This window comes from Sphingopyxis terrae subsp. terrae NBRC 15098 (genome assembly GCF_001598815.1).
Lineage (GTDB): Bacteria > Pseudomonadota > Alphaproteobacteria > Sphingomonadales > Sphingomonadaceae > Sphingopyxis > Sphingopyxis terrae.
Genome location: NZ_BCZQ01000022.1, coordinates 14,105 through 38,510, shown reverse-complemented (window position 1 = coordinate 38,510; position 24,406 = coordinate 14,105). Strand labels below are relative to the sequence as shown.

The 24,406-nt window shown below is 64.4% G+C and carries 20 protein-coding genes and 1 pseudogene; 3 read left to right on the top strand and 18 right to left on the bottom strand.

The window, feature by feature from the left end; genetic code table 11:
• Positions 1–5: 5 nt before the first annotated feature.
• From STE01S_RS14385 to STE01S_RS14340, 9 genes are all read right to left on the bottom strand, one after another.
• Positions 6–680: a CDP-alcohol phosphatidyltransferase family protein gene (locus tag STE01S_RS14385; protein WP_062768855.1), complete on the bottom strand. Its 675-nt coding sequence runs from the start codon at positions 678–680 to the stop codon at positions 6–8.
• Positions 681–830: 150 nt separating this feature from the next.
• Positions 831–1,322: a hypothetical protein gene (locus STE01S_RS14380; RefSeq protein WP_062768852.1), complete on the bottom strand. Its 492-nt coding sequence runs from the start codon at positions 1,320–1,322 to the stop codon at positions 831–833.
• Positions 1,319–4,132, bottom strand: coding sequence for a DNA polymerase I (polA, locus tag STE01S_RS14375; RefSeq protein WP_062768849.1), 2,814 nt, complete (start codon positions 4,130–4,132; stop codon positions 1,319–1,321). Before polA ends, STE01S_RS14380 begins: the two co-directional genes overlap by 4 nt.
• A gap of 614 nt (positions 4,133–4,746) precedes the next feature.
• Complete coding sequence (purT, locus tag STE01S_RS14365; RefSeq protein ID WP_062768843.1) at positions 4,747–5,928, bottom strand: formate-dependent phosphoribosylglycinamide formyltransferase; 1,182 nt, start codon at positions 5,926–5,928, stop codon at positions 4,747–4,749.
• Positions 5,925–6,416 carry a GFA family protein gene (locus tag STE01S_RS14360; protein ID WP_062768840.1) on the bottom strand — a complete coding sequence of 164 codons (492 nt, stop codon included), beginning with the start codon at positions 6,414–6,416 and terminating at the stop codon, positions 5,925–5,927. The genes purT and STE01S_RS14360 overlap by 4 nt, the downstream gene beginning before the upstream one ends.
• 315 nt (positions 6,417–6,731) lie before the next feature.
• The gene (locus tag STE01S_RS14355; RefSeq protein ID WP_082813349.1) at positions 6,732–9,920 is read right to left on the bottom strand and encodes an efflux RND transporter permease subunit; all 3,189 of its coding nucleotides are present in this window, start codon (positions 9,918–9,920) and stop codon (positions 6,732–6,734) included.
• 12 nt (positions 9,921–9,932) lie between these two features.
• Positions 9,933–11,039: an efflux RND transporter periplasmic adaptor subunit gene (locus STE01S_RS14350; RefSeq protein WP_062768837.1), complete on the bottom strand. Its 1,107-nt coding sequence runs from the start codon at positions 11,037–11,039 to the stop codon at positions 9,933–9,935.
• A 49-nt stretch (positions 11,040–11,088) separates the two neighbouring features.
• Complete coding sequence (locus STE01S_RS14345; RefSeq protein WP_255265967.1) at positions 11,089–11,487, bottom strand: PaaI family thioesterase; 399 nt, start codon at positions 11,485–11,487, stop codon at positions 11,089–11,091.
• A gap of 10 nt (positions 11,488–11,497) precedes the next feature.
• Positions 11,498–12,370, bottom strand: coding sequence for an alpha/beta fold hydrolase (locus STE01S_RS14340; RefSeq protein WP_249357713.1), 873 nt, complete (start codon positions 12,368–12,370; stop codon positions 11,498–11,500).
• A 53-nt stretch (positions 12,371–12,423) separates the two neighbouring features.
• Between STE01S_RS14340 and STE01S_RS14335 the strand changes: the two genes are divergently transcribed.
• The 3 genes and pseudogenes from STE01S_RS14335 to STE01S_RS14330 all read left to right on the top strand — a co-directional run bounded on the left by STE01S_RS14335 (position 12,424) and on the right by STE01S_RS14330 (position 14,083).
• Complete coding sequence (locus STE01S_RS14335; RefSeq protein WP_212743771.1) at positions 12,424–12,921, top strand: MarR family winged helix-turn-helix transcriptional regulator; 498 nt, start codon at positions 12,424–12,426, stop codon at positions 12,919–12,921.
• A 51-nt stretch (positions 12,922–12,972) separates the two neighbouring features.
• Positions 12,973–13,163: pseudogene (locus STE01S_RS20840) on the top strand (integrase core domain-containing protein); the annotation flags it as partial.
• A gap of 146 nt (positions 13,164–13,309) precedes the next feature.
• A complete protein-coding gene (locus STE01S_RS14330; RefSeq protein ID WP_062768831.1) occupies positions 13,310–14,083 on the top strand; it encodes an NUDIX hydrolase in 774 nt (257 codons plus the stop codon).
• A 22-nt stretch (positions 14,084–14,105) separates the two neighbouring features.
• Here the strand turns inward: STE01S_RS14330 and STE01S_RS14325 are convergent, their stop codons facing one another.
• From STE01S_RS14325 to STE01S_RS14285, 9 genes are read right to left on the bottom strand one after another with little or no spacing between them, the layout of a single operon-like run.
• Positions 14,106–15,080 carry an alpha/beta fold hydrolase gene (locus STE01S_RS14325; RefSeq protein ID WP_212743770.1) on the bottom strand — a complete coding sequence of 325 codons (975 nt, stop codon included), beginning with the start codon at positions 15,078–15,080 and terminating at the stop codon, positions 14,106–14,108.
• 24 nt (positions 15,081–15,104) lie between these two features.
• Complete coding sequence (locus tag STE01S_RS14320; RefSeq protein WP_062768825.1) at positions 15,105–16,712, bottom strand: flavin-containing monooxygenase; 1,608 nt, start codon at positions 16,710–16,712, stop codon at positions 15,105–15,107.
• Positions 16,709–18,322 carry an acyl-CoA synthetase gene (locus STE01S_RS14315; protein WP_062768823.1) on the bottom strand — a complete coding sequence of 538 codons (1,614 nt, stop codon included), beginning with the start codon at positions 18,320–18,322 and terminating at the stop codon, positions 16,709–16,711. Before STE01S_RS14315 ends, STE01S_RS14320 begins: the two co-directional genes overlap by 4 nt.
• A gap of 21 nt (positions 18,323–18,343) precedes the next feature.
• The gene (locus STE01S_RS14310) at positions 18,344–19,438 is read right to left on the bottom strand and encodes an acyl-CoA dehydrogenase family protein (RefSeq protein WP_062768820.1); all 1,095 of its coding nucleotides are present in this window, start codon (positions 19,436–19,438) and stop codon (positions 18,344–18,346) included.
• Complete coding sequence (locus STE01S_RS14305; RefSeq protein ID WP_062768817.1) at positions 19,438–20,661, bottom strand: acyl-CoA dehydrogenase family protein; 1,224 nt, start codon at positions 20,659–20,661, stop codon at positions 19,438–19,440. Before STE01S_RS14305 ends, STE01S_RS14310 begins: the two co-directional genes overlap by 1 nt.
• 14 nt (positions 20,662–20,675) lie before the next feature.
• Positions 20,676–21,125, bottom strand: a complete 450-nt coding sequence (locus STE01S_RS14300; RefSeq protein WP_174531842.1) for a Zn-ribbon domain-containing OB-fold protein — start codon at positions 21,123–21,125, stop codon at positions 20,676–20,678.
• Positions 21,125–22,297, bottom strand: coding sequence for a thiolase C-terminal domain-containing protein (locus tag STE01S_RS14295; RefSeq protein WP_062768814.1), 1,173 nt, complete (start codon positions 22,295–22,297; stop codon positions 21,125–21,127). Before STE01S_RS14295 ends, STE01S_RS14300 begins: the two co-directional genes overlap by 1 nt.
• A gap of 34 nt (positions 22,298–22,331) precedes the next feature.
• Positions 22,332–23,471 (bottom strand): NAD(P)H-dependent flavin oxidoreductase, encoded by a 1,140-nt coding sequence (locus tag STE01S_RS14290; RefSeq protein WP_062768811.1) that lies wholly within the window; start codon positions 23,469–23,471, stop codon positions 22,332–22,334.
• A 22-nt stretch (positions 23,472–23,493) separates the two neighbouring features.
• Complete coding sequence (locus tag STE01S_RS14285; protein WP_255265966.1) at positions 23,494–24,309, bottom strand: FadR/GntR family transcriptional regulator; 816 nt, start codon at positions 24,307–24,309, stop codon at positions 23,494–23,496.
• Between the last annotated feature and the right edge of the window lie 97 nt (positions 24,310–24,406).

The window sequence follows — 24,406 nt, the reverse complement described above, 5'->3', positions numbered from 1 at the left end:
CGGCCTCAGGGTTCGCGGCGCGACAGGGTGCGCGCCAGCGTCAGGCTCTGGATCACGAACAGCGTCACCAGAATGCTCGCCACGCCGAGCCCGAACAGGTCGAGCGGCGAGAAATGGCTGCCCAGAACGCGCTCGTCGCCGAGCGCAGGCATCGCGAGCGTCAACGCCATCAGCATCAGCCGCAATTCGGTCGGCCCGCCCGCAAGGTAGGAAAGCCGGAATTCGCCGACGACCTTCGCCGCAAGGAAAGTGTGGATCGACAGCAGAAAATAACCCACAACCCCCAGCAACGCGACATCGAAGCGCAGGAAAGGGCTCATCCCCATGCTCGCGACCATCAGGAAAGTCGCGATCGCATCGACGCTATGGTCGACGAAATAGCCATAGGTGGGCCGCTCGATCTTGCGCCAGCGCGCCAGGCTGCCATCGAGCGAGTCGCCGAACCAGTTGACGACATAACCCACGAGCGACAGCGCCAGCCAGCCGCTGCCGAGCCAGCTCAGCAGATAGCCGCTTGTTACCATCAAGGCGCCCGCGAAGCCGAGCAGTGTGAGCTGGTCGGGCGTCACCCAGGCGGGCAATCGCGCGCATAGCCAGTTGAGCAGGCGGCGCTCGCCGCGTGCAAGAATATTTTGCTGGATACGCGTCGCCACTGGCGCGCGCTTGTCCGCATTGTTCATTGGATGTTCGCCTTTTCCGGCCCCATCACATGTCTGCGCCCTGTCATCAAATTGTCATAGGCTCCGCGCGGCGGCGTGCAAGCCTTAACCCGCGCGGCCGGGCGCAGGCGAAGCGCGTTTCGGCGCCCGTATCGCGCGGTCAGTGCAGTCTCAATCCTGCCAAGGGCCGATTTCGCCGACGTCGCCGACGGTGCGAAAGCGCACCGCGCCATCGACCCATGCCACTTCCCACATCGGTGCCGGGCGCGCCCATTCGCCGATCACGAACAGCGGCAGCCGGTTCGCGGCGACGAACGCCAGATCGTCCGCAGTCGGCCCGGGAATGATCGTTTCCATCCGTTGGTGCAGCCGCACCACCGCCAGCGTCCCCGCCGGCGGCGCGGGCAGCGACTGCCGCGCCGGAAAGGCAAGACTCGCCATGACCGCGGGATAGCCTTTGCCGTCGCGCGTAAGGAGCAGGATCTTGTCGGGATTGGCATAGGGCCCGCCGGTCGGCCGCCCTGCCACCTTGCGCCCGTCGATCGCCGCAAATTCGCGCAGATCCTGATCGGCGACGGGGGACGGGGCCGTCGTCTCGACGCCCGGGGCTGCGGCTGCAGGACCGGCTGCCTGCACCGCGAACAACAGGAGCGCAGCGATCAATGCGCGTCGCCCCAGCTCTTGCCGGTTCCGACCTCCACCTCCAGCGGCACCGACAGCGTCAGGACCGGCTCGGCGGCGGCGGCCATCACGCGGCGGATCACGGCGCCGGCGGCTTCGGCCTTGTCCTCGGGTGCCTCGAAGACGAGTTCGTCATGGACCTGGAGCAGCATCTTCACCTCATCCAGCCCCGCCTCGGCGAGCGCTACGGGCATGCGCGTCATCGCGCGCTTGATGAGGTCGGCGCTGGTGCCCTGGATCGGCGCGTTGATCGCCGCGCGTTCGCTGCCCTGGCGTTCGTTCTGGTTCGCCGCCTTGATGCGCGGGAACCAGGTCTTCCGGCCGAACAAGGTCTCCGTATAGCCGCGCTCGCGCGCGCGCTCGAGCGTGCCCTGGATATAGTCGGAGATGCCGGGGAAGCGCTCGAAATAGCGGCTGATCAGCGCTTGCGCCTCGTCGGGCGTGATTTCGAGCCGGCCCGCAAGCCCCCAGCGCGAAATGCCGTAGAGGATCGAGAAATTGACCGTCTTCGCCTTGGCGCGGGTGTCGCGATTGACCTCGCCGAACAATTCGATCGCGGTCGCGGCGTGAATGTCCTGCCCCTGCGCGAACGCCTCCTTGAGTTCGGGGACATCGGCCATATGCGCAGCGAGGCGCAGTTCGATCTGACTATAGTCCGCGGCGATCAGCACATGGCCCGGCGCGGCGATGAAGGCATCGCGAATCTGGCGGCCGATCTCGCTGCGGATCGGGATATTCTGCAAATTGGGATCGGTCGACGACAGCCGCCCGGTCTGCGCGCCGACGAGGCTGTAGCTGGTATGGACGCGCCCGGTCTTCGCATTGATCTGTTGTTGCAACGCGTCGGTATAGGTCGACTTGAGTTTGGCGAGTTGCCGCCATTCGAGGATCATGCGCGCGATCGGCACGCCGTCGCGTTCGAGGCGCTCGAGCTCGTTCTGGTCGGTCGACCAGTCGCCCGACTTGCCCTTGCGCCCGCCCTTGAGGCCGAGCTTGTCGAACAATATCTCGCCGAGCTGCTTGGGACTGCCGATGGTGAAAGGCTGTCCTGCCTCGGCATGGATCGCGGTTTCCATCCGCGCCATTTCCTGCGCGAATTCGCCCGACAGGCGCGCCAGATAATCGCGGTCGACCATGATGCCCGCGCGCTCCATCGTCTCGACGACGCCGGCAAGCGGTCGGTCGACCATCTCGTAGACGCGGGTGCCGCCTTCGAGCGGCAGGCGCAGCTTGAGCAGCCGCCACAGTCGCAGCGCGACGTCGGCATCCTCGGCGGCATATTCGGTTGCGCGGGCGAGCGGGACTTCGGCAAAGCTGATCTGCGATTTGCCGGTGCCGCACACCTCCTTGAACGCCAGGCAGACATGGTCGAGATGCAGCTTTGCCAGCTCGTCAAGGCCGTGACCATGTTGGCCCGCGTCGAGCGCGAAGCTCATCAGCAGCGTGTCGTCATAGGGCGCGACGCGGACGCCATGCTGGGCCAGCACGCCGATATCATATTTCAGATTGTGGCCGACCTTCAGCACCGCTTCGTCGGCGAACAGCGCGCCGATCCGCGCGACGGCGTCTGCCATCGCAATCTGGTCGGGCTTTTCGGCGAACATGTCAGTGCCGCCATGGCCGAGCGGGATGTAGCAGGCCTGCCCCGGCGCGATCGCCATGCTGACGCCGACCAGCTCGCCGGTGACGCTGTCGAGGCTCGCCGTTTCGGTATCGATCGCAACGACATGCGCCGCCTTAGCCGCCGCGATCCAGCGGTCGAGCGCGTCGAGGTCGGTCACGCATTCATAGGCTGCGCGGTCGATCGCCGGCATGGCGGGCAGCACCGGCGTCGTCGGGCCGGTGGGCGCCGCCGCGGCGGGCGCAGCGCCGGCGCGCGGCAGCGTGGGCGGCCCACCGGGGGCAACGCCATTGTCGAGCTTGGCGGAAAGCGAGCGAAAGCCATGTTCGTCGAGAAACAGTTTGAGCGGCGCCGGCGGGATCGCGTCGAGCTTCAGACTGTCGAGCGTGTCGGGCAGCGGGCAATCGCGTTTCAGATCGACCAGCACGCGCGACAGTTCGGCCATCGCCCGATGCTCGATCAGATTTTCGCGCAGCTTCGACGCTTTCATCGTCTCCGCCCCGTCGAGCGCCGCGGTCAGATTGCCATATTCCTGGATCAGCTTGGTCGCGGTCTTGGGTCCGACCCCGCGCACGCCGGGCACATTGTCGACGCTGTCGCCCATCAGCGCGAGCACGTCGCCGACGAGGTCGGGGGAGACGCCGAACTTCTCATGCACCGCGTCGATCCCCAGCCGGACATTCTTCATCGTGTCGAGCATGTCGACATGCGGTCCGTCCGCGGGTTCGCGGATCAACTGCATCAGATCCTTGTCGCTGCTGACGATGGTCACGTCCCACCCTTCGCGCACCGCGGCCTCGGCATAGGAGGCGATCAGATCGTCGGCCTCATACCCCTCCATCTCAATGCACGGCAACGAAAAGGCGCGCGTCGCGTCGCGGATCAGCGGGAATTGCGGGCGCAGATCTTCGGGCGGCTCGGGACGGTTCGCCTTATACTGATCGTAAATCTCGTTACGGAACGACTGGCTCGAATGATCGAGGATGACCGCAAGGTGCGTCGGCCCGTCCGCGTCGTGCAGATCCTTCGCGAGCTTCCAGAGCATCGTGGTGTAGCCATAGACCGCGCCGACGGGCACCCCGTTCGGGTTCGTCAGCGGCGGCAGGCGATGATAGGCGCGGAAGATGTAGCTGGAGCCATCGACCAGATAGAGATGATTCTTCTGTGACATGGCGCGGGGTGTAGCAGGGGGAAGGAAGGCGGCCTAGCTATGTCGGCGTGCTGTGTTGCGGAGGGTCTGCTTTGGGGTGGAAAGCGGACGCCTCGCCGTTCAGCTACCGCAAGGTCAAATCGCCAATCAGTCTTATGGTGCCTCCTGCCCGCTCATACCCTTGAATGCTCTCAGTTCTGATTGCGGTGGCGTCCGCGTTGCACCTCGGGCAAGCGAAAATAAGGCGGGGTGGCAAATATGCCTTTTGAAATTCTTGGAACGACAATCCAGCCGGAATTTCATCTCGCTCCACTCGGCGCAATTGCACAGATCGCAAGTCATTGCGACCTAGCAGCTCGTTGATCCTGCTCTCGAATGCATCGGCAGGCCCATCGGTCAATTCGGTGGAGTCCAATTCAGCGAGTACGATCTCATCAGCTACCACACTCGATAGCGAGCCGAGCCCAACCGTGGCCATATCCGTATCCCCACTGAATACTAAGTGGGGCGTCAAATGACCCTCAGTTTCACACTGTAAAACCGAGACAGCACCTTCGACATATCGACTCATGGTACGGGTGTAATCCAACTTTCGACGTCCGCAATCGGTCGCAATCCGCCAACCCGCCGCCCAATCACCCCGGATATCGGATCGCAAGCCTGTCCGCGGCCGCGACGGCGGCTGCCCGCGCGTCGTCGGTGGTGCCGCCCGCGACCTTGGCCAGTGCCACTCCCATGCGGCGATAGGGCCGCGTGAGGGGTTTGCCGAAGAGGCGCGCGTCAACCGAGGTTTCGGCGTTCGGCGGCGTCAGGGCTTCGGCGAGGCCGGTGATCGCGAAATCGCTTGCGTCGCGATCGGCCAGCAGCACGGCGCTGGCGCTGGCTTGCGGCACGTCGACGGGCGGAATCGGCAATCCCAATATCGCTCGGGCATGAAGGTCGAATTCCGAATATTGCTGCGAAATCAGCGTCACCATGCCGGTGTCGTGCGGGCGCGGGGAAAGTTCGGAGAAGATGACATCGTCGCCCTTCACGAAAAATTCGACCCCGAAAATGCCATGGCCGCCGAGCGCATCGACGACCTTCGTCGCCATCGCCTGCGCGGCTTGCAGCGCCGCCGCCGACATGGCCGCGGGTTGCCAGCTTTCGCGATAGTCGCCGCGTTCCTGCCGATGTCCGATCGGCGGGCAGAAGGCGACGCCGTCCTTGTGGCGCACCGTCAGCAGCGTGATCTCATAATCGAAATCGATGAAGGCCTCGGCGATCACGCGCAGCCGGTCGCCGCGCATCCCGGCGGCCGCATAGTCCCATGCCGCGTCGATCCCGGCGGCGTCCTTCACCGTGCTCTGCCCCTTGCCCGAAGAGGACATCACCGGCTTCACGACGAGCGGAAAGCCGATCCGCGCCGCGGCGGCGGCGAGTTCTTCGCGGCTGGTGGCATATTCGAAGGTCGAGGTCGTCAGGCCCAGCTCGCTTGCGGCAAGGTCGCGGATCGCATCGCGGTTCATCGTGAGCTGGGCCGCGCGTGCCGAGGGGACGATGTGAAACCCTTCGGCCTCGAGTTCGGCCAGCACTTCGGTCCGGATCGCTTCGATCTCGGGCACGACATGGTCGGGGCGGTGCTTTTCGATCGCGGCACGCAGCGCGTCGCCATCGAGCATCGAGAAAACCTCGGCCTCGTCCGCGACCTGCATCGCGGGCGCGCCGGCGTAACTGTCGCAGGCGATCACATGGCAACCGAGCCGTTTTGCCGAAATGACGAACTCGCGGCCAAGCTCGCCGGAACCGAGCAGGAGAATCTTTGCGGTAGGGGTCATTCGGGCCAGCTTTCGGTATCGTGGTCGGGATGTTGATGATTGGTCGCCGCGATCGCCGCGACAAGATCGGCCATGGTTTCCTCGGTCGTGCCTTCGGCCTGGATCGGCAGATCGGCAAAGACCGGCAGGCGGGCCTCAAGCCCGAACTGGAAACGCGGCGCGAAACGGCTGGGGTCGTCGAACGACCCCGTGGTCAGATTGATATGCTTGCTCTCGAAATAATCATAGAGCAGCGGCGTGCCGCAATCCGCGCAGAAGCCGCGCGCCGCCTTGTCCGAACTGTTGAAGGTCGCGGGCATCCCGCGCGTCCAAGCGATGGCATCGCGCGGAACGCCGATCAGCGCGATGAAGAAGTTGCCAGCGGCCTTCTGGCACATGCGGCAGTGGCAGATGTGCGACGTGTCGAGCACCGCGCTGACGCGATAGCGCACCGCACCGCACTGGCAGCCGCCGGACGCATCGACCTCAAGTCGTTCGTGGCTGCCCATGATGCGTCACTCCCACTCGATTGTTCCGTAATGTCCTAACTGTCTGTCTTTAAACGTCTATTTGAACTTTCCTGCCCTGCTGGCCGCCCTGTGGACCGCCATATCGCTGGACTGTTGAATTCATTGAAGAAATCAGCACGTAATTTTTTTGGCCAGTCCAGCATCTATCGCTGGCTATTCCGGCACGGAAGCGGGGTTCCTTGGACCGACTACGATCTGGGCCGTGCTGAAAAAGGACCGTCACCCGTCGAACGTCCGACAGTGCCTGTCGGGCACGGTCCAGCGGGCTCCCTGCCCTTGCGGCGGCGCTGGCCGCTAAGAAGTCTCTGCCGCGTGGGCGCGTGCAGGAGACAAGGCGGCTTCATCGTGACCCGTGCCTTCGGCCGGTGCAGGGGTGGCAACTGACTGCGCATCGCTCTTGTCCACATCCTTCCGCGTTGTCGTGCGCCGCCACAGCCGCGCGACATCGTCCGGCACCATCCAGGTGGCCGGGACGACGATCAGCGTCAGCATCGTCGAGGTGATGAGGCCGCCAATCACGATGAAGCCCATGGCATTGCGCCATTCGGAACCATCGGACGCAGCAAGCGCCACCGGGATCATTCCGAAGATGGCGGCGAAGGCCGTCATCAGCACCGGGCGCAGCCGTTCCGGCGCAGCTTGCGCCATGGCGTCGGCCCGTGAATGCCCGTCCGCAACAAGCTGGTTGGCGCGGTCGACCAGCAAGATGCCATTCTTCATCACGATGCCCATCAGCGCCAGCAGCCCGATCTGGCCGAACAGGCTCATTTCCTGCCCCCCGATCAGCATGGCGACAAAGGCCCCCGAGAATGACAGGGGGGCCGTCAGCATGATGAGGAAGGGCTGGCCGAATCGGTCGAACTGGCTGGCCAGCACGATGTAGAGCGCGATCAGCGCCAGCAGGAAGGCAAAGCCGATAGCCGTTGCGGTTTCCGCCATGCGGCGCGCCTGCCCTTCCAGAACAAGTTCGATGCCGGGCGGCGGCGGGTTGGCCGCGATGAGGGCGTCCATGGCCTTCACGGCCGCCCCCAGCGACACCCCTGTGGCGCTGTTGGCCAGCACCGACACCTTGCGGCCCCGATCCTGCCGGTCAATCTGCACGGGGCCGGTCCCGATGCGCGGATCGCCCACCTGGCCCAGATCGACCAGCCGGCCGTCCAGACTGCGGGTCTGCAGGGATGCCACCATGTCAGGCGACTGGCGCTGCGCTTCTTCCAGGCGCACCCTCACATCGTGACGTCGGCCGCCTTCTTCAAACGTGCCGGCCTCCACGCCGCCCAGCAGGATCCGGGTCGAGTTGGCAAGGTCGCGCGCCGAAACGCCAAGATCGGCAGCCCGCGTGCGGTCGATGCGCAACTGCAGTTCCGGCCTGCCGCCTTCATAGCTGGACCGGACATCGGCGAACTCCGGCCGCGATTTCATCGCCGCCACCAGCCTTGCCGCATAGGCCTCGGCCTCGGCCAGATCGCGGCCCATCACCACCTGCTCGATCGCGGCCTGCCCGATGCCACCACCCGAAACCCACGGCACTTCCGCGGCCACGATCTCGTTGGCTTCGGGAATGGCCTGTCGCAGCGCGGCGCGGGCCTTGTCCATCACCGCCATCTGGTGGATCGACCGCGCCTGCTTGGGCGTAATGGCAATGTAGAACTCCAGTTCGTTGCTGCGCTGGCGGCTGCCGGCCCCCACCGTCACGAACACCAGCTTCACGTCGTCGATGCCGCGCAGCGCGGCGTCCGCCCGCGCCGCCGCCTCGCGCGCCGAGGCAATGCCCGTGCCCTGCGGCAGTTTCACCGTCGCCAGAAACTCGCTGCGGTCGGTGGACGACATGAAGGTGGACGGCACCATGGAGGCCGCCACGCCGCCCACGACCAGGCTGCCCAGGGCGATTGCCAACACCAGCCGGCGCCGTTCCAGCGCCCAACGCACGATGCGTGCATAGCGGCGCTCCGTTCCCTGGTGGAAAGCTTCAATGCGCGCCAGCCACGGCCCGCCATGATCGCCGGCCTTCAGCAGGCGGGCCGCCAGCATCGGCGTGAGGGTGAAGGCGACCAGCAGCGAAACACTGACCGAAAAGACGATGGCGAGGCCATATTGGAAGAAGAAGCGGCCGACGATGCCTTCCATGAAGGCGATGGGCACGAACACCGCCAGCGTGGCGAAGGTGCCGGCGAGTACGGCAAGCGCCACGCGCTTTGTCGCGGCAAAGGCAGCCGTGCGCGCATCGACGCCTTCATCGATATCGCGCTGGATCGCTTCTGTGACCACGATCGCATCGTCGACCAGTAGGCCGATCGCCACCGTGAGCGCCAGCAGCGTCATCATGTTGATGGTGAGATCGAACGCGCCAAAGGCAATGAAGGTGGCAACCAGCGAGGTCGGAATGGCGAGCGTTACGATGATCGTCGCCCGCCAGCTCAGCAGGAAGAAAAAGGTGACAAGCACCACCAGCACGATCGCCACGGCGATTTCGAACTGCACGTCCTTGATCGAGGACTCGATGAAGCGCGACGTGTCACGCGCAACCACCATGCTGACGCCCGGCGGTGCCGATTTCGCCAGTTCCGCCACCTCGGCGCGAATGGCGCGGGCCACCTCGACGGTGTTGCGCCCGGACTGGCGCCGCACCTCAAGCGCCACCCCCGGCGCGCCATTCAGCTGGGCGAAGCTGCGTTCGTCCTGCTGGCCATCCTCGATCCGGGCAACATCGCGAACACGCACGGCGGCGCCGTTGGGCAGCCACTGGACGATGATGGCCCCGAATTCCTCGGGCGTGCGCGCCTCGGCCATGGTGCGGGCGCCCAGTTCCCGCGCCGCGCCGCCGATCTCCAGGCGGCCGCCGGGCAGTTCGGCATTGCCGCCGCGCACCGCCCGCACCACATCGTCGGCTGTCACGCCAACCGCGCGCATCCGGACGGCATCCAGCCAGATCCGCATCTCGCGCTCCCGCCCCCCGGCCAGGGTAACTGAGCCGACGCCGGGCACACGCTGGATCCGCTCCTTCACCGCCTCGTCGGCATAGGTGGTCAATTCACGGATCGGCATGTTGCCCGACAACATGACCGAAAGGATAGGGCTGGCATCGGGATCGACCTTTTCCACCACCGGCGGATCGGCGTCCGCCGGAAGATTGCGCAGGGCGATGCTCACCTTGTCGCGCACATCCTGCGCCTTCACATCGCCATTTTCCTCCAGCTCGAACTCGAGAAACACTTGGGAGAGCCCCTCGGCACTCACCGAACGCATCTGGCGCATCCCCGAAATGCTGTTCAGCTGCTCTTCCAGAACATCGCTCACCTCGGTTTCGATGGTGCCCGGCGCCGCACCTTCCAGCGACGTGCTGACCGAGACATAGGGAAATTCGACACGCGGAAAGAGATCGACGCCAAGCCTGGTGAAGTTGATCAGGCCCAACACGACCAGCGCCCCGATCATCATCGTCGCAAACACAGGCCGGCGGATCGAGACATCAGCAAGCCACATGGCGGCGCCCTCCTACCGCGCGCCCGGCGCGCTGCCGGCCGCAGGGCTCGCCAGCGCATCTGTCGCGCGCACGCGCACCTTTGCCCCATCAGCCAGAGTGGTCGGCGGATCGAGCACGACCGTCTCGCCTGCTGCCACGCCCTCCAGGATCCGCACGCGGTCAAGATCGACATCGGCGGTCTTGACGGCGCGGCGCCGGACCGTGTCACCCGCCAGCATGAACAGATGCAGATTGGCCCCGTCTCCGCGCAGGGCGCGGCGCGGCACGATGATCGCGTTGACCGGGTCGGTGATAATCTCGGCGACCACCGACACACCGCTGTTGATCGTATAGCCCGGGTTGCGCACCGGCAGCCGCACCTCCACCGTGCGCGCCTTGGGATCGATGAAATCGTTGATGATGAAGACTTCGCTGGGCAGCGGTTCGGGCTGGCCGGTGATGAACAGCCGCGCCGGCTGGCCCTTGCGCAGGTCCGCCACCCGGGCTTCGGGCACGGCGACGATGGCTGCCACCACGCGCAGTTCCTGCAGCTGCAGCGCCGCCGATTGCCCGCCCATGGAGAAGCGGCTGTTAAGGAACATCCCTTCGTCCACCATGCGCTGGGTGACCACGCCGTCATAGGGTGCGCGCAGAACGGTATCGGCCAGCGCTTGCCGCGCCGTCGAGAGAGCCGCACGGGCCTGATCGCGACGCGCGCGCGCCACGTCGCGCGCGGCTTCCACCTCGTCCAGACGGGCAGCCGCCGCAAAGCCCCGGTCCTTCAGCTCGCGCACCCGCTGGTAGGCCCGCTCGGTCTGCACCACTTCGGCCTCGGCCAGGCGCACGGCCGCTTCGGCTTCGCTGGCCCGGCGCTGATAATCGGCCTGCCTGATGCGCAGCAGGGGCTGGCCTTTGCTGACACGGTCGCCGACACGCACGAACACGCGGTCCACCGGCCCTTCCACCAGCGCGGTCACATTGCTCGTCTGCATCGCAGCTACCGTGCCCGACGCGCGCACGGGTAGGGACAGTTGCTCGGCGCGCACAAGAGCGCCCTGCACCTCGATCGCCTGGGTCGCAGCCGACGGCGCATCTTCCGGCTTGGACTCCGACGAGCAGCCTGCAAGCGCCAGACCCATGGCCGCGCACAGACCAGCAGCCAGTGCCGCGCTGCGTTTCCACACAGGTTCAGGCACCAAGATAGGCTCCCCGGCCGGACGCCAGCAGGTCCCCGGCTTCGCTTTCAACCACGGTATCGGCAACGCTCAGCCGCTTTCCCATCTTGACGACCCGGCTTCGCGCCAGAATGCGGCCTGCCAATGCCGGGCGATGATAATCGACCCTGAGATCCGCCGTCGCCTGCGCGAGGCCACCGGCCGCGAGCACCGCATAAAGCCCGCCCAGATCGATAAGCGAGGCCAGCACGCCGCCATGCGCCGCGCCGATCGCCGGATTCGACACCAGCTCGTCGCGCCACGGCATGGCGATCACGATGCCCGAGGGCGATGCCGACACGAGATCTAGGCCGAGCCAGCGATGGAAGGGGGCGATGTGCAGCGCCGCCTGCAACCCCTCGATGGTCGTCAATGCGCTCCGGTCAACGGACATCTGCGGTTTCCGATCGAGTCTGTGTATTGCGGAGGAAACCCACGATGGCTTCGGCGAACGCGTCGTTGCGGTCTCCCACCACCATGTGGCCGGCGCCGGCGATGTCGGTGAAGCGAGCATGCGGCACAAGTTCAAGGAAAGCCGCCGCCCCTTCCGGCGACACCAGATCACTGGAGCCGCCACGGATCAGATGCACGGGACAGGCAAGCCGTCGGGCGGCGTCGGCCAGCCGCTCCATCCGGGCTTCGCCCCGGCTCGACATCACGGAGGTGATGAAGCGGGGGTCCCAGTGCCAGCGCCAGCGCCCGTCGGCGCCCTCCCGCAGATAGGGCGCGATCCGTTCCACCGGTGTCCGCCGGCCTTCCCTGGGGCGATAGCTGTCAACAATGTCGCCCGCCTCCTCAGGCGAAGCAAAGCCGCTTTCAAGATGCGCCGCCATGAAGCCCATCACGCGCGCCACCCCTGCGGGCTCCATGTTGGGCGCAATATCGACGAGGGTGAGCGAGGCAAAGCTGCCCGGCCTGATCTCGCCTTCAGCAATCAGTCCGGACAGCCCGCCCAGCGAGGCGCCGACGAGCGCGGGGGGCGTGCCCAACCGGTCCGCCACGCAAAGGAGATCGTCTGCAAAATCCTCGATGCGATAATGGCCCGACGGCGCCCAGTCGCTTTCGCCATGACCGCGCAAATCGACCGCAATGGCTCGAAATCCCGCAGCCGCGAGCCGTTCCTGCGTGCGGCGCCAGCTCAACCGTGTCTGCCCGCCGCCATGCGCCAGCAATACCGGTGGCGAGCCAGCGTTCCCAGCAGCATCTGCCGCGAGCGACTGCCCTTCGGCTCCGGAGAATGTGATCTTTTGGATCAAGCGCATCTCTTTCTGTATATCGCCTTACAATAAAGCGCCTTGCCATATCGTCAATGCCCGAGCATGATGACGACATGCCGCAGCGTGCGATTTCGACAGAACAGGGCCTGGCCCAATCGCTGCTGACGCCGCGTGACGACATCATCTTCCGGATGGAGGAGATCACGCGGGCCCTGCGACAAGCCTTTGAGCGCCGCATCGCCCGCACCGGGCTGACAAGGACGCAATGGCGGATCATTGCCTATCTTCTCCGGCAGCAAGGCCTGACCCAATCAGACCTTGCCCGCCTGCTAGACCTAGAGCGCGCCACGGTGGGACAGGCGATTGACCGCCTTGAAGGACTGGCCCTGGTGGAAAGGCGGCCACATCACACTGACCGAAGAGTGTGGCAGGTGCATCTTTGCGACGCGGCCTATCAACTGGTGCCGCTGCTGCGCCATGAGGCGGACCGGCTGCACGATCAAACCTGGGCAGACATATCAGACAACGAGATGGAATCGTTGGGAATTATACTAGATAAAATTGCAGCCAGTTTGGTGCAATCAGAGTGAGCGTCCAGGTTCAGTAAAAGAAACGACGATCCTTCTGCTTGTTACCAGGTTGGCCGGGGGCGCTGGATGGACAATGTATTGATCGAGCGGCTGTGGCGATCTCTCAAATACGAGTGCATCTATCTGAACGATTTCGAGACCGGCACAGAACTGCGCGCAGGCTAGGAAGCTGGTTCAATTATTACATTAACCACCGCCTGCATTCGAACCTTGCCGGTCAAACCCCAAGAGAGGCATATGAGCAAATCGAAATCTCAGATCAGGCGGGGCATGCCACGCCTGATCTGAAACCTAAACTGGCGGCGCAAGACCCAACAGGGGAGCTTATTCAAGCTGACAACCTGTCGGAAAAACCCGACCACCTCAAATCAGCAAAAGGGAGGCCAAAATGCAAAACGACAGGACAGTCCACGAACCTCGGCCTGCGGCGACGATTCTGCTCCTACGCGATGAGCCCGAGTTTCAGGTGCTGATGGTCAAACGCCATCAGCAGATCGACTTTGCTTCTGGAGCGCTCGTTTTTCCGGGCGGCAAATTGCATGAAGGTGATGCAGATCCCGCCTGGGCCCAACACTGCAGCGGATGGACCCAATTCGACGAGGTTCAGCGGACGCTTCGGATTGCCGCGATCCGCGAGGTTTTCGAAGAGGCGGGAATTCTCCTTGCCCACCACCGTGACGGAAGGCTTTTCGAAGACAGTTGCAAACCGGAAGTTCGCAGCGCGGTGGATCGAGGCGATCTCGCCTTCTTGGACGTGGCCCGTGACCTAGATGTTCAATTGCGGCTTGACGCTCTGAGCATATTTGCCCGCTGGATTACGCCGCCGATCATGCCCAAGCGTTTCGACACTTTTTTCTACGTTGTGCATGCCCCCGCCAATCAGGTCGCAGCCTGTGACGGTCATGAAACCGTCGATGCCGAATGGATCGCTCCGCAGCAGGTCCTGCGCCTGGCCGAAAGCGGTGAGCGAACGGTGATTTTCCCCACCCGAATGAATGTGCAATTGCTTGCAGAAGCAAGAGATGCGGCAGACTGCCTGCGGCGCGCCCAGGGGCGGCCACTTGTCACTGTGCTTCCGCGGCTTGAAGAGCGGAACGGCCAGCGCGTGCTCGTCATACCCGACAATGCCGGTTATGGCCCTGTGGTCGAAGTTGTCGGCTGACCTGGCTTAGAACCTCCGGGTCTCAATCCGGGTCGGTCTCGTGCCATCGCGCCAGCAAGGCGCGAATTGCTGTCACAAGCGCCAGCGGCTGATCGAGCATCAAGTGATGACGCGCTCTTGGAACAGCAATGATCGGGATGTCGGTTCCGCCAAGTTCGTGCACGAAATTCCGCGAGTCTCGCGTGAACAGCAGGCTTTCCTCGCCATGCACGATCGCCTTACGGCCCGGCGCAGCCACGAGTTTAGGGCCGATCGCTAGCCAATCGGCACGCGAATTGTCGCGATTGAACACCGCAGGCGAGAACTTCCAGCTCCAGCCGCCTTCGACCCGTCGCAGGGAATGATAGGCCATGTAATCCATGAGGAACGGCTCCCCGACCTGCTGCGGCGGCGAGAGCTTGTAGCGGCTGCGGGCAGTCGCAAAGTCCGGGTAAATGCGCTGCGGCTTGTCGGGATTGCCTGAACCCGGGCTGGTGTGGCCGCCTGCCCAGAATGCTTCGAGCATGGCGGGGCGCAGGGTCATCATGTCGCAAATGGCTGCACCGGCAAAGCCGCCGGGCAACTGGCCAAGCGCCTCCAGCGCGACGCTGGCGCCGAAGCTGTGCGCGAAGATCGCTGGTTTCCTGTCACCATCCAACAGACCCAGCGCCCGTGCCACCCCGATCATTTCCCGGCCGCGCGCAGCCATGTCGCAATTTTCGCGCACCGCGCTGTCGCCCATGGCAGACAGGTCGTAGGCTACGACGTCGTAATCGTTCGCAAGGAATGGCGCGATGAAGGCAAAGCAGCGCGCGTGGGCGAGGAAGCCGTGGGTCATCAGCACGGGTGGCTTACCGCGCTGCCCCCACCGGAAATAGTGAATGCTCGTGCCATCGACCTCAATGAAGCCGTCCTCGCGCGGAACGGCAAGCGCATCGACAAACCAGCGGGGCAGTTCTTCAGGGTTCGGCGCCCATTCCGGATCGATATCGCCAAGACCGTTCGTTATGTCACTCAACAAGGTATTTTCCGATCAAAACGTTCAAGAAGCGAGACTGAAGCCGCGATAGCCATTTGCGGCAACGTCGGCACAGATCTGGGCATAGGTTGATACGCTCGGGAAGTTGATCAGCTGGCGCTTCTTGCCTGGAATGTTATCGCCCATGTACCAGGACTTAGCTTTGGGAAAGAGCGTCATCGCACCGATTTGTTCTACCATGTTGGTCCATTCGCGCTCCGCTGCCGGATCGGGCTCGAACCGTGTTATCCCCGCGCTCCTCAGGTGAGCCAGGAAATTGGTCGTCCAGTCGCCCTGCAGCTCGGCCGCAGTCGGACCATTGGAAAAGCCGGATGGACTCAGCGGGCCGTAGTGGAACAGCATATTGGGGAACCCGGAAACGGAATTGCCCAGATAGGCGCGTACCCCGTCCTTCCACGCCTCACCCAAGTTAAAGCCCTCGGTGCCGCGCAGATTCATGTCGATCAGCCCGCCGCTGGCGGCATCGAACCCCGTGGCGAACACCATAATGTCGCATTCGATCAGGCCGCTCGCGGTCTCGATACCGCCAGGGGCCACACGCTCGATCGGATCGCGCTTGAGATCTACCAGCGACACATTGTCCTGTGCGAATATCTCGTAATAGCTCTGTTCGAGCGAGGGTCGTTTCGTGCCGAAGGGATGCGGCGGTTCCATCGGCGCCAATGCCTCGTGAAGCAAGGGATCGGCAATCCGCGCGCGGACCTTCTCGCGCCAGAAATCGTAAGCAAAGCGGTTGGCCCGTTCGTCGGTCAGCAGGTCGGAGAAATTGTTGTACCAGAACCGCAGGCCGCCGGCTTGCCATAGACGTTCGAAGGTTGCGGTGCGTTCGGCTGCATCGACATCGAGCGCGCTGATTTCCATGCGATCGGCGTCGAAGCCGCCGTTCGAGGTCTGCCGTTTGGCAAAGATCGCGGGATAGGCAGCCTTTTCCTGCGCTTGCTGCTCAAGGCTCAGCGGCTGCTGCTGCATCGGCAGAGCCAGGATCGGGGTGCGCTGGAACAGGGTCAGCTGCGCGGCGTCGCGCGCGGCTACCTGCGCCACCTGCACGCCGCTCGCCCCGGTGCCGATGATCGCCACCCGCTTCCCGGCAAACCGAAGGCCGCCCTGCGGCCAGTGCGCGGTGTGGTGCCGTTCACCCGCAAACGTCTCCAGGCCGGCAATGTCCGGAGTATAGGATTTGGCGGCAAAACCTGCACAAGGCAGCAGGAAGCGGGCGCTGACCTGCTCACCTTGCGCCGTATCGACACGCCAGATATCGCTTTCGGCATCGAAGCGGGCACCGGACACCCGCGTCCCCATGGCCATGTCGGGCCAGAGCTCCAGCTTGTCGCACACGTAGCGGAAATATCGTCGCAGCTCTCCGCCGCCAGGGAACCGTTCGCTCCAGGTCCAGTCCTGCCACAACTCGGGCAGCGAGAATTCGTAGATCGGGACGTGCGAATCGACGCGGGCGCCGGGGTAGCAGTTCCAGTACCAGATGCCGCCCGGCTCGGCGGCCGCGTCGATCAGCCTTGTGCGAAACCCGGCCTGACGCAGCCGGTGGAGCAAATAGATTCCGCTGAATCCCGCACCGATGATCAGTGCGTCGCAGTCTGGATCGGGTGCGCTCATTGGGCGGCGCTCAGCTTGGCGGCAAGGTCTGCCGCGCCCTTGTAGTCGGCCTTGCCGTTGGGCGCACGCAACGCCATCGCGGTAGCGAACACGGCCTTGGGGGTCTTGTAGCCCGCCAATTTGCTGCGGACATGCTCCTTGACGGCCGGTTCATCGAGCGTCTCGCCCGCGGCAAGGTGAACCACTGCGGTCACCGCCTGGCCCCACTTCTCATCGGCGACCCCCACGACCAGCGCATCCTCGATGGCCGGATGAGTCTTGAGTACTTCCTCGACCTCTTCGGGATAGACCTTTTCGCCAGCGGTGTTGATGCAGACGCTGCCCCGGCCGAGCAGGGTCAGGCTGCCATCGGCCTCGACCGTGCACCAGTCCCCGGGGATCGAGTAGCGGACCCCGTTGATGGTCTTGAAAGTCCGTGCCGATTTTTCGGGATCCTTGTAATAGGCCAGTGGGATCGGTCCCTTGAGGGCGATAAAACCCGGTGTGCCGGTGCCTGGGCGGACCAGTTGGTCGTTCTCGTCGAACACGTCACAGGATCCGCCGATGGTGAACTTCGCCGTCTCCGTGGTCCCGGCAGCAGTCGTAATCGAGCGCCCGAAACCAAGCCCTTCCGAAGCGCCAAAGCTGTCCATCAGGGCCACTTGCGGAATATGCCCGATCAAGCCCTCCTTGACCTCCTTGCTCCACATCACCCCCGACGAAACGATGGTGATCAGGCTTGAGGTATCGAAACCGCCAGGGTTATCATTGAGGGCTTTGAGCATCGGTTTGGCGAAGGCATCGCCGACGATCGCGATCGACTGCACCTTGTTGCGTTCGACCGCTTCCCACAACTCGACCGCATCGAGCGAGGGATTGTCCAGCGTGACAAGGCAACCACCCGAGGCGAGCGTCCCGATCGCGGTGATGAAGCCTGTCCCGTGCATCATCGGGCAGGCCGGCAGGGTCATCCGACCCGGGCCTTCGGCGCGGATCATGGCGACGGCTTCGTCGAGGCTGTCCGGCACTGGGGCGAGCAGGCGCTGCGCATCGAGCTGGGCTTCGCGCATATCGGTGTGACGCCAGACCACACCCTTGGGCATGCCGGTGGTCCCGCCGGTGTAGATGAACAGTTCATCGTGCGGTGACCGTTCGATCCCTAATGGCGAGCCATCACCCGCTGCCGCCAAGTCCTCGTAGGCAAGCGCGAAGGGGGCCTTGGTCGCGCGGTCGCCGATTTCGACGAAGACCTTGGCCTTGGTCAGCCGGTCATTCAGTTCGACGATGCAATCGCGGAATTCGGCGCTGTAGAAAATGGCCTCGCTGTCGGAATCGTCGAAGATGTAGAACACCTCCTCGGGGCGGTAGCGATAGTTGATGTTCACATGGGTGAACCGGCCTTTGAAGCAAGCCGCCATCAGTTCGCCGTATTCAGGGCGGTTGCGCATGTAGAACGCCACCTTGGCTCCCGGCGAGAGGCCATGGGCCGCAAGCGACCGGGCGATATTGTTCGACCGCGCACCCATTTCGGCCCAGGTGATGACTCGCGCGCCGTGAATCAGCGCCGGGGTGTCTGCGGGAAGCGCAGGCTCGATCGCATCAAGAATGTCACCAAGATTCCACTGCGCCATCCGAACTGTCCCCTCGCTCCGTCAGGCCGCTCTTGCAGTCCAGCCTTGCAATATCGCAGCCTCTTCCCGGACCGCCTCGGGGCCGCCCAGCACCTGCCGGTCGAAACCGATCCGCTTGAACCAGTAATGCAGCCCTAACAGGTCGGTGAAGCCCATACCGCCGTGCACCTCGGTCGCGGTGCGAGCGACAAAGCGGCCTACTTCGCCGGTGTGCGACTTGGCATGACAGGCGACCAGTTCCGCTTCGGCTGGGACTGCGTCAAACGCATGGGCCGCATACCACACCAGCGACCGGCACGGCTCGTTCTTCGCGGCCATTTCAGCGCACATGTGCTTGACCGCCTGGAAGCTGCCGATCACCCGGCCAAACTGTTCGCGCTGCCCGGCATAGGCGACCGCCTGGGCGATCATCGCATCAGCAGCGCCCAGGCTGTCTGCCGCGAGCAGGATTCGCCCCGCCGCGATCACCCGCCGCACCGCCGCACCGCCGTCGTCGGCCAGGGCTTCCGCCTGGGTCGAAGCAAGCCGCAGTTCGCCGACCGACCGCGTCGCGTCGATCGTCTTGAGGACAGTCAGTTCCAACCCGTCTGCCTGCGCCGAAACGATGTGCAGCCGCCCGGTTTGATCGGCGATCATCAGGTGATCGGCCTCCGCGCAATCGAGCACGAACAGCGCCGTGCCAGTCAGCGCGCCACCGGTGCAACGCACGCCCGAACCATCGCGGCGGGAGACCTGCTCATGCACCCCGACGCCGAAACGCACCTCGCCAGCCGCGATGCGCGGCAACCATTGGGCCTGCTGCGCCTCGGATCCGGCCGCGATCAGCGCGAGCGGCGCCATAACGTGGCGAGCGCAGAACGGCACCGGCGCCACCGCTTCCCCCAGCGCGGTGGCGACGACTGCTGCATCGAGCAGTCCCAAGCCAAGGCCGCCATGGACCTCCGGCACCACCAGCCCGGGCAGCCCCAATTCGGCCAGCGCGGCCTGGCTTTGCGCGCTGACCGCGCTGCCGCCTTCGGCCACTTGCCTGACATGATCAAGCGGACACAGTTCGCGCATCAGCCGCGTAACGCTTTCCGCCAGCATCTGCTGTTCCAGCGAAAGTCCGAAATCCATCACTGCCCTCCTTGCGCGGACGGACCTTTGGGCAGGTCCAGGCGCGGCTCGCGCGGCATGTTGAGGCCGCGCTCCGAAATGATGTTCTTCTGGATCTGGGCGGTTCCGCCGCCAATGATCAGGCCAAGCTGGAACATGTAGTTCCATTGCCAGCTGCCGTTTGCGCGCTCGTGGGCGCTGCCGTTGTAGAGGATTCCCAATTCGCCCAGCGCGTCGATCGCCAAAGCGGAAATCTGGTGGGCCAGCTCGCAGGCCTGGAGCTTGACAATCAGCTTGGCCATGCCGCCCGGCTCGCCCTTGATCTGGTTCGATAGGATCCGCATCCCGTTGTAATTCATCGCCGCGACTTCGGCCTGTAGCGCCACCAGCCGGTCGCGAAGGGCCGGAAGGTCGATCACCCGTGCACCGCCGACCTGCTCCACCTTCATCAGTTCGATCAGCGCGAGCAGCCGGTTCTCCAGTGCGTCGGGATCGCCCAGCATCCCGCGTTCGTGCCCGAGCGTGGCGTTGGCGACGAACCAGCCTTGCCCGCGCTGGCCGACGATCTGATCGACCGGCACGCGCACATCGGTGAAGAAGGTTTCGTTGAATTCGGCATGGCCGGTCATGGTCCTGAGCGGGCGGACTTCGATCCCCGGCGTGTTCATCGGGAAGATCAGATAGCTGATCCCCTGGTGCTTGGCTGCGTCCCCTTCGGTCCGCACCAGGCAGAAGATCATGTCCGCTTCCTTGGCGGTGCTGGTCCAGATCTTCTGGCCGTTGACGACGAATTCGTCGCCTTCAACCCGGGCGCTGGTCTTGAGACTGGCGAGGTCCGATCCGGATCCGGGTTCGGAATAGCCCTGGCACCACACCACATCGCCGGCCAAAGTCGGCGCGATCCAGCGCCTCTTCTGCTCTTCGGTGCCAAGTTCGAGCAAGGTCGGCACCAGCATCGAAATGCCCTGATTGGCGAGTCCGCCGGGCACACCGGCGCGCGCAAACTCCTCGGCGATGATCCGGGACTTGAGAATGTCGGGCTCGGCCCCAAACCCGCCGTATTCGCGCGGAATGGTGCGCGCGGTGTAGCCATGCTGGATCAGCAGCTTCTGCCAGGCCACGCCTTCTTTCGACGGGCGGGCCGCACGACCGGCATTCTTTGGTGCGAGATGGCGATTGGCGGCGATGAAGCCGCGCACCTCTTCGCGGAACGTCTCATAGTCGGGGCCATAACTCAGGTCCATTGCACAGCGTCCTTTCAGGCCGGTCGGAAGACAGGCAGGCGGAAGTCATCGCCGATAGTCTCGAACGCGAGTGCCACCGGCAGGTCGAGCCGGACAGCATCGATCGGGCAATCGACCAAACGGGTGGCCATGCGGACCCCCTCGTCGAGCTCGACCACCGCGGCAACATAGGGAATGTCCGCCGCGAAGGCGGGGTGCAGCGCCTGATGCACGACGGTCCAAGAAAACACCGTGCCCTTGCCCGAGCTTTGTTCCCACGCAAAGTCAGGCGAGCCGCAACGCGCGCACATGTAGCGCGGCAAGTGCCGCCACGACCCGCAACCCCCGCATTTCTGGAAGTAAAGGCGCCCATCCTGGCACCGGTTCCAGAATTCCTGCTCGACCAGGTCTTGCGGGCGAGGCTGCGGCTTGGCCGGCGCAGCAGCGGCGGCGGCGCGCGCCTTGGGAGAAAGATCTTCGTCCATCAGCCAAACCTCCGCAGGATGGCAATACTGCCGTCGCCGAGATCGCCCCAGCCAGTGACCAGCCCAGTCTGCGCCCCTTTGACCTGACGCTCGCCGCAGTCGTGCCGCAGCTGGCGCACCGCTTCGACCACGTGGTTGAGACCCCAGACGTGGGCTTCGGCGAGCAGGCCGCCGTGCGTGTTCAGCGGGAAGGTTCCACCGAGTTCGATCCGGCCATCCTTGACGAAATCGAGCGCGCCGCCCGGCTCGCAATAGCCCATCGCCTCAAGCTGGAGCAGCACCACATAGGTGAAGCAATCGTAGACCTGGAGGAAATCCATGTCGCTGCGCGAAACGCCGGCCATCTCGAAAGCTTTGGGGGCGGCATAGGACAGGCCGATCTTGAACGGATCGTGCCGGGACGGAATATCATCGGCTGGGTAAGGATGCCCTTCGGCGGCACCCGCAATCGTCACCGGAACGTGTCGCAGGTCGCGCGCGCGATCGAGTCGCGAGACCACGACCGCGCAGGCCCCATCGGTTTCGAGACAACAATCGTAAAGCCGGAACGGTTCCGAAATCCACCGCGCCGCATGATAGGTCTCACGGTCCAGCGGCTTCCCGTAGGTGAACGCCTTGGGATTGAGCTGGGCGTGCTTGCGGCAAGCCAGGGCGATGGCGGCGGTTGCTTCCGGCCCCACCCCATAAAGCTGCGAATGCCGCATCGCCAGCCAGGCGTACATCTGCACCGGCAAGAACACGCCGTAGGGAATGTAGTAGCCCTGGATCGTGTTGGTCAGGGTGTTCATGTTCATCGACCGGGTCCGCGGCGCGCCCGGTTTGGGCCGGAGCGCCGAAAAGCCGTTCCAGCCCAGCGTGACGAGCACGTGGTCGCACAGCCCCGCGGATATCGCCATCGCGGCGTTCTGCAGCGCAGTGGTCGGGCTGGCGCCGCCCATGTGCACCGTCGCTGCATAGCGCAGCACGTCTATACCGAGATTAGCCGCCAGTTCCTCGCTGGTGGTATAGATCGGCGGAGGCACCATGCCGTCGATGTCCGCAGGCTTGAGGCCGGCATCGGCGATTGCCTTGCGCGCCGCCTCCAGCATCATGTCGACGGCGGTGCGTTCGGCTCCCTTGACGAAATCGGTTTCGCCAATCCCGGTGATTGCTGTCTTGTCGGAAAAGGTCATGCCAGTTCCACATCCTTCAGTTTGACGCCCGCGATCAGCCAAAATCCTGAGCCCGGGCCAGAGCCCGCTCTGCGTCGGCCACCAGATCGCGCATCACCGCGGCGGCGGGGCGAACCGATTTGATCAAACCGATGCCCTGTCCCGCAAACCCGGGAAGCACATCCATCCGCTTGTCGCGGATCGCCGCCGCCATGACCGGGCCGGCAATCATCGACTGGTAAGGCATGGGCAGCGGCTCCTTGCCCGCTTCGATCCATGCACTGGCCCACTTGTTGGCGATCATCCGGGCTGGCTTGCCAGTGATCGAGCGACTGACCACCGTGTCGCCGTCACCGCTCTCGGCAATGGCTTGCTTCTGGAAATCCTCGATCCCGGCTTCCTCGGTCGCGAGGAAGGCCGTTCCGACCCAGGCTCCCTCGGCACCGAGCATGAAGGCCGCCGCCACTCCGCGCCCGTCGCTGATGCCGCCGGCACCAAGCACCGGGACCCGGTCCCCCACGGCGTCGACCACCTGAGGGATCAGCGAAATCGTCCCGATCGGCGAATTGTGGCCGCCGCCATCGTGACCCTGGGCGACGATCATATCGATCCCGGACTCTACCACCTGCAAGGCGTGTTTGACCTTGCCCACCACCGCCATCACGATCGTGCCGTTGGTGTGCAGGCGATCCATCCACGGCCCGGGATTGCCCAGTCCGGCCGCATAGACGGGCACCTTTTCCTCGATCACCACCTCCATCTGCGCTTCGAAGAATTCCTTCGAGAACATCGGGGGACCACCTTCGCTTTCCGCCCCGGCGGCAGCGCGCATCGCCGCAACGGAATCGACTTCGCCCAGTCCTTCACGGGCCATGAAATCGCGGGCGAACCGCTGATATTCGCCGAAAACCGCCATCGGATCGGCCGGGGCTGCCCCGGTTTCCGGTGCCTTGCCCCGGCGGACCGAAGCGGGCAGCAAGGTATCGACCCCGAACGGCTTGTCGGTTAGCGCGCGGGTCTCGCGAATCCATCTGCGCAGGCGCTCGGGCGAGCACGCCGCCGCGCCCAGCACACCCAGCCCACCGGCGTTGGAAACCGCAGCGGCCAGCCTCGGCACGCTCGCACCGCCCATGCCGGCCAGCAGGATCGGATGCTCGATCTTGAGCATTCCGCAAATTCGACTGTTCAGTGCCATTGTCCTCTCCAAAAGTGCTGGTTTAGCCTGGGTCTCCCCATCTGACCTTTTGGGAAACGAGTTCGGGACTGCGGGCAGCCAGATATGCCGACGATCCCGTGACCAGCCGCGCCATGTGGCGGCGGGCGCCATCGGCATCGCGCAGGCGCACCGCGTTGAGCACGCGCGCCAGGCAACGCAGTTGGTTAGCCCGCTCCTGCGCGGAATAACCCAATTCCACGGCGAGATCGCGAGTCAGCAAATGCAGTGCCGATGTAAGCAATCCAAATGTCGGGTTGCCGCTTGCCCAACCCAGCAAATCGTGAAAGCGCCGGTTGGTTTCCTCGAAGGCGGCGGTTTCGCGGTCACGCTCGAGCTGGGCGTAGCAATCGCCTAGTGCGGCGAGATCGGCATTGGTTGCCCGCGCTGCCGCTTTTGCCGCCATATCGGGCGCGATCGCTTCGCGCAGTTCGAGCAGGGCCCGCAAATCGGTATCCATGAATTGCAAGATGAGCGACAGCGAGCTGGCAAAATCGCGGGTCTGCGGCCGCGACACAACCGGTCCGCCACCGCGGCCCAGTTGCAGCTGGATCACCCCCTGCAGCTCAAGAAACCTGAGCGCCTCGCGCAAGGTTGCGCGCGCCACTTCGTAACGCGCCAGCATATCCTCCTCTTGCGGGAGGCGATCTCCGGCTTCGCGGGCGTTGAGCTGGATATCGGACACGATGGCCTGCGCGACTTGCAATGCGCGCTTTGCCTTGTTTGCCGCCGGCGCATTTTCATCCGGCGATCGCTGGGGGGCAGGAGACATAAAAAAGTATAAGCATTTATCCGCGATGCTGTCCAGCACCTCCGTCACAGCGCGCGAACGTTGAAAAATCGGCCGAAAATCGGCGAATTCCGGGTTCGCGGCTCTCCGCCCAGCCGCTGCTGCAACCTGGCTGAATAAAGCTGAT

Excerpts from the sequence above, each read along its gene's own strand:
- STE01S_RS14385 (WP_062768855.1), bottom strand. The coding sequence starts at position 680 with ATGAACAATGCGGACAAGCGCGCGCCAGTGGCGACGCGTATCCAGCAA.
- polA (WP_062768849.1), bottom strand. The coding sequence starts at position 4,132 with ATGTCACAGAAGAATCATCTCTATCTGGTCGATGGCTCCAGCTACATC.
- purT (WP_062768843.1), bottom strand. The coding sequence starts at position 5,928 with ATGACCCCTACCGCAAAGATTCTCCTGCTCGGTTCCGGCGAGCTTGGC.
- STE01S_RS14360 (WP_062768840.1), bottom strand. The coding sequence starts at position 6,416 with ATGGGCAGCCACGAACGACTTGAGGTCGATGCGTCCGGCGGCTGCCAG.
- STE01S_RS14355 (WP_082813349.1), bottom strand. The coding sequence starts at position 9,920 with ATGTGGCTTGCTGATGTCTCGATCCGCCGGCCTGTGTTTGCGACGATG.
- STE01S_RS14350 (WP_062768837.1), bottom strand. The coding sequence starts at position 11,039 with ATGGGTCTGGCGCTTGCAGGCTGCTCGTCGGAGTCCAAGCCGGAAGAT.
- STE01S_RS14335 (WP_212743771.1), top strand. The coding sequence starts at position 12,424 with ATGCCCGAGCATGATGACGACATGCCGCAGCGTGCGATTTCGACAGAA.
- STE01S_RS14330 (WP_062768831.1), top strand. The coding sequence starts at position 13,310 with ATGCAAAACGACAGGACAGTCCACGAACCTCGGCCTGCGGCGACGATT.
- STE01S_RS14320 (WP_062768825.1), bottom strand. The coding sequence starts at position 16,712 with ATGAGCGCACCCGATCCAGACTGCGACGCACTGATCATCGGTGCGGGA.
- STE01S_RS14315 (WP_062768823.1), bottom strand. The coding sequence starts at position 18,322 with ATGGCGCAGTGGAATCTTGGTGACATTCTTGATGCGATCGAGCCTGCG.
- STE01S_RS14310 (WP_062768820.1), bottom strand. The coding sequence starts at position 19,438 with ATGGATTTCGGACTTTCGCTGGAACAGCAGATGCTGGCGGAAAGCGTT.
- STE01S_RS14305 (WP_062768817.1), bottom strand. The coding sequence starts at position 20,661 with ATGGACCTGAGTTATGGCCCCGACTATGAGACGTTCCGCGAAGAGGTG.
- STE01S_RS14300 (WP_174531842.1), bottom strand. The coding sequence starts at position 21,125 with ATGGACGAAGATCTTTCTCCCAAGGCGCGCGCCGCCGCCGCTGCTGCG.
- STE01S_RS14295 (WP_062768814.1), bottom strand. The coding sequence starts at position 22,297 with ATGACCTTTTCCGACAAGACAGCAATCACCGGGATTGGCGAAACCGAT.
- STE01S_RS14290 (WP_062768811.1), bottom strand. The coding sequence starts at position 23,471 with ATGGCACTGAACAGTCGAATTTGCGGAATGCTCAAGATCGAGCATCCG.